We start from the raw sequence: 4,216 nt of genomic DNA, 5'->3' as shown, positions 1-4,216 counted from the left end.
ACACCAGCATCTACCTCGAACTCAGCCCCGACCCCATCCTCACCACCGCAACCCACCACACCCTCCACCAGAACAACCCCACAACACCGCTCATCGCCTCCACCCTCACCCGAAAGCAGCCCGAGGGGCAGGCCCTCACCCACACCCTCGCCCGGCTGCACACCACCGGTGTCGACGTCGGCTGGACCAGCTGGTACCCCGCCGACCCGGCCCCCCAGGTCGTCGGGTTGCCGACGTATGCCTTCCAGCACCAGCGCTTCTGGCTGGCCCAGCCCACCGCCCGTACGAGCTTCGAGGGGGCTGCCGGGGACCCGGCCGAGGCGCAGCTCTGGCATGCCATCGAGGAGCTCGACGTCGACGCCCTCACCAGCACACTCCAGCTGGACAAGGACAGCCCCGGCATCGACGCCCTGCTGCCCGCACTCCCCGTACTGTCCGCCTGGCGGCGGCAGCACCGTGAACGCTCCACCATCGACTCCTGGCGCTACCGGGCCACGTGGCAGCAGCTCCCCGACCCGGCCACCCCGGCCCTGACGGGCATCTGGCTGGTGGTCGTCCCAGCCGGGCAGGAGGAGCACACCACGGTCCAGGTCACCCTCCAGGCGCTGCGGGCGCACGGCGCCACGGCACTCCCGTACGCGGTCGACGCTCATCACATCGATCGCGCCGCGTTCCGCGAACGCCTCGACCGGCTGACCGAGGAGTCCCAGCTCGCCGGGGTCATCAGCCTGCTCGCCCTCGACCAGGAACCCCTCACCGGCCACTCCGCGGTGTCCGCCGGGCTCGGTGCCACCACCGCGCTCCTCCAGGCTCTCGATGACGCCGGAATCAGCGCGCCCCTGTGGTGTGTCACGCAGGGCGCCGTCGCCACCGGCCGCGGCGACCTCCTCCCCCACCCCGGGCAGTCGCAGATCTGGGGGTTCGGCCGGGTGGCGGCGCTGGAGCGTCCGCAGCGCTGGGGCGGTCTCATCGATCTGCCCGCCACCATGACCCACCACACCGCGGGTCGGCTGGCGGCCCTTCTCGTCCCCGGGCAGCCCGAGGACCAAGTCGCCATCCGCACCACCGGTACGTACGCACGCCGTCTCACCCGTGTGCCCGCCGCCGACACCGCCCCCGCCCCCTGGGAGCCGTCGGGCACCACGCTCATCACCGGCGGCACCGGCGGTCTCGGCGCCCAGATCGCCCGCTGGCTGGCCGGCAGGGGCGCACCCCGTCTCCACCTCGTCAGCCGTTCCGGGCCCGACGCGCCCGGCGCGTCCGAACTCAGCGAGGAGCTCACCGCGCTGGGGACGGACGTCACCATCACCGCCTGCGATGTCTCCGACCACGCCGCGCTCCGGCGGCTCATCGACGCCGTCCCCGAGGAACATCCCCTCACCGCGGTCGTCCACACCGCCGGCACGATGGAACTGGGTGAGATCGGCGAGCTGGACCCCGGGCGGTTGCAGCCCGTTCTGCGGTCCAAGGCCCTGGCCGCCGCTCATCTGCACGACCTCACCCAGGATCTCGATCTCACGGCCTTCGTTCTCTTCTCGTCGAACGCCGCGACATGGGGCAGTGGGCAACAGGCCGCCTACGCCGCCGCGAACACCTACCTGGACGCGCTCGCCGAACACCGCCGGGCCCGGGGCCTGCCCGCCACCAGCCTCGCCTGGGGGCCGTGGGGCGAGGCGGGCATGGCGGCCGACCAGCACACGCTCTCCCACCTCAAGCGGCGGGGTCTCTCCCCTCTCCCGACCGACCTCGCCATCGCGTCGCTGCAGCACGCGCTGACACACGACGACACCGCCGTCACGATCGCGGATGTCGACTGGGAGAGGTTCGGCCGTACGTTCACCGCGCAGCGCCCGAGTCCGTTGCTCACCCGGCTGATGCCGTCGAGCCCCGAGCCCGCCACGCCCACGGCCACCGCCGACGACAATCCGCTGCGGCAACAGCTCAGCGCGGCGCCCGCCACTCAGCGCCACCAGATCCTGGTCCGCCATATCCAGACCCTGGCAGCGACGATCCTCGGCCACTCCGGCCTGGACGCGGTTCCCCCGGGGCAGCCCTTCCAGGAGCTGGGCTTCGACTCCCTCACCGCGGTCGAGCTGCGCAATCAGCTCGCCGCCACCACCGGCCTCGCCCTCGCTCCGGCGCTGGTATTCGACCATCCGACGCCGAATGCGCTCGCCACGTATCTGGGTGCCGAACTCACGGGGCAGAAGGCCGCCGTCACCGCCCACACGTCGTCCGTCACCGCCCACACGTCGTCCGTGGCCGCCGACGACGAGCCGATCGCGATCGTCGGCATGGCCTGCCGCTACCCGGGCGGGGTGCGCTCGCCGGAGGAGCTGTGGCAGCTGGTCGTCGCGGGCCGGGACGCCATCGGGGAGATGCCCGTCGACCGCGACTGGGATCTGGACACCCTCTTCGATCCCGACCCCGAGCGTCTGGGCACCAGCTATGCGCGCGAGGGCGGTTTCCTCCACGACGCGGCCGGGTTCGACGCGGCGTTCTTCGGCATCAGCCCGCGCGAGGCGCTCGCCATGGACCCCCAACAGCGGCTGCTCCTCGAAACCGCCTGGGAGACCTTCGAGAGCGCGGGCCTGGACCGGGACACACTCGCGGGCAGCAACACCGGCGTTTTCGCGGGCGGCACCTATCAGGGCTACGGCGCCTCCGGCAACTCCTCGGCGCGGGAGGTCGAGGGATATCTGCTCGCGGGCGGTACGCCGAGTGTCATGTCGGGCCGGGTGGCGTATGCGTTCGGCCTCGAAGGCCCTGCGGTGACGGTGGACACGGCGTGCTCGTCCTCGCTGGTGGCCATGCATCTGGCCGCCCAGGCGCTGCGGCAGGGCGAATGCACGATGGCGGTGGCGGGTGGCGTGACGGTGATGGCCACGCCGACCACCTTCATTGAGTTCTCCCGCCAGCGCGGTCTGGCGGCCGACGGCCGGTGCAAGCCGTTCGCATCGGCGGCCGACGGCACCGGCTGGGGCGAGGGCGCCGGGCTACTGCTGCTGGAACGACTGTCGGACGCGCGCCGCAACGGCCACCGGGTAATGGCGGTGATCCGGGGCTCTGCGGTCAACCAGGACGGCACGAGCAACGGCCTGACCGCGCCGAATGGGCCCTCGCAGCAGCGGGTGATCGGCCAAGCGCTCGCCAACGCCCGGCTGTCCCCGGCAGAGGTCGATGTGGTGGAGGGACACGGCACCGGCACCACGCTCGGCGATCCGATCGAGGCGCAGGCGCTGCTGGCCACGTACGGGCAGGAGCGGCCCGAGGGGCGTCCGCTGTGGCTGGGGTCCATCAAGTCCAACATCGGCCACACTCAGGCCGCCGCCGGAGTGGCCGGGGTCATCAAGATGGTGATGGCGATGCGCCACGAGGTGCTGCCCGCCTCACTGCACATCGACGAACCGACACCCCATGTGGACTGGAACGCGGGCGATGTCAGCCTGCTGGCCGAGGCGCGGGAGTGGCCACGGGGCGAACATCCACGCCGGGCGGGTATCTCGTCGTTCGGCATCAGCGGGACCAACGCGCATGTCATCGTGGAGCAGGCGCCCGAGGAGCCGGTGGCGGCGGTCGGAGCCATCGAGGCGGGACCGGTGGACTCGGCGGACTCGGCGAACTCGGCGGAGCCGATGGGTGGGCCGGTGCCGTGGGTGGTGTCCGCGCGCGGTACGGAGGCGCTACGGGGTCAGGCGCGGGCGCTGGCCGAACGGGTGAACGCCGACCCCGAGGTGAGCGCTGCCGAGGTGGGCTGGTCCCTGCTGCGGTCCAGGACGCTCTTCGACCACCGCGCCGTGGTCATCGGCCAGGACCGTGAAACGCTGGTGGCAGGGCTGGAGGCACTGGCCGCCGGAGAACCACATCCGGGCCTGGTGGAGCCCAGGGAGACGGCCGAGGCCGCCGGTCAGACGGTGTTCCTGTTCAGCGGGCAGGGCAGCCAGCGCCCCGGCATGGGCGCCGAACTCTACGACCGCTTCCCCGTCTTCGCCGAAGCCTTCGACGAGGTGTGCAGTCTGCTCGATCCGCATCTGGAACACCCGCTACGGCAGGTGGTCTTCGACACCGACCCGGAGCGTACCGGGCTGCTGGACCACACCACCTACGCCCAGGCCGGACTCTTCGCCCTGCACATCGCCCTGGCACGACTCCTCGACTCCGTCGGCGTACGCCCCGACGCCGTCATCGGCCACTCCATCGGCGAAATCGCCGCCGC

At 72.0% G+C, this 4,216-nt stretch carries 1 protein-coding gene; it reads left to right on the top strand.

Features of this window, described 5'->3' with window-relative positions:
• A partial coding sequence (locus ACFXB5_RS52865; protein WP_385223107.1) for an SDR family NAD(P)-dependent oxidoreductase occupies positions 1–4,216 on the top strand: 4,216 nt, incomplete at both ends.

This window comes from Streptomyces sp. NPDC059455 (genome assembly GCF_042750115.1).
In the GTDB taxonomy this organism is placed as follows: Bacteria; Actinomycetota; Actinomycetes; order Streptomycetales; family Streptomycetaceae; genus Streptomyces; species Streptomyces endocoffeicus.
This window is presented reverse-complemented; position numbering and strand designations above follow the sequence as displayed.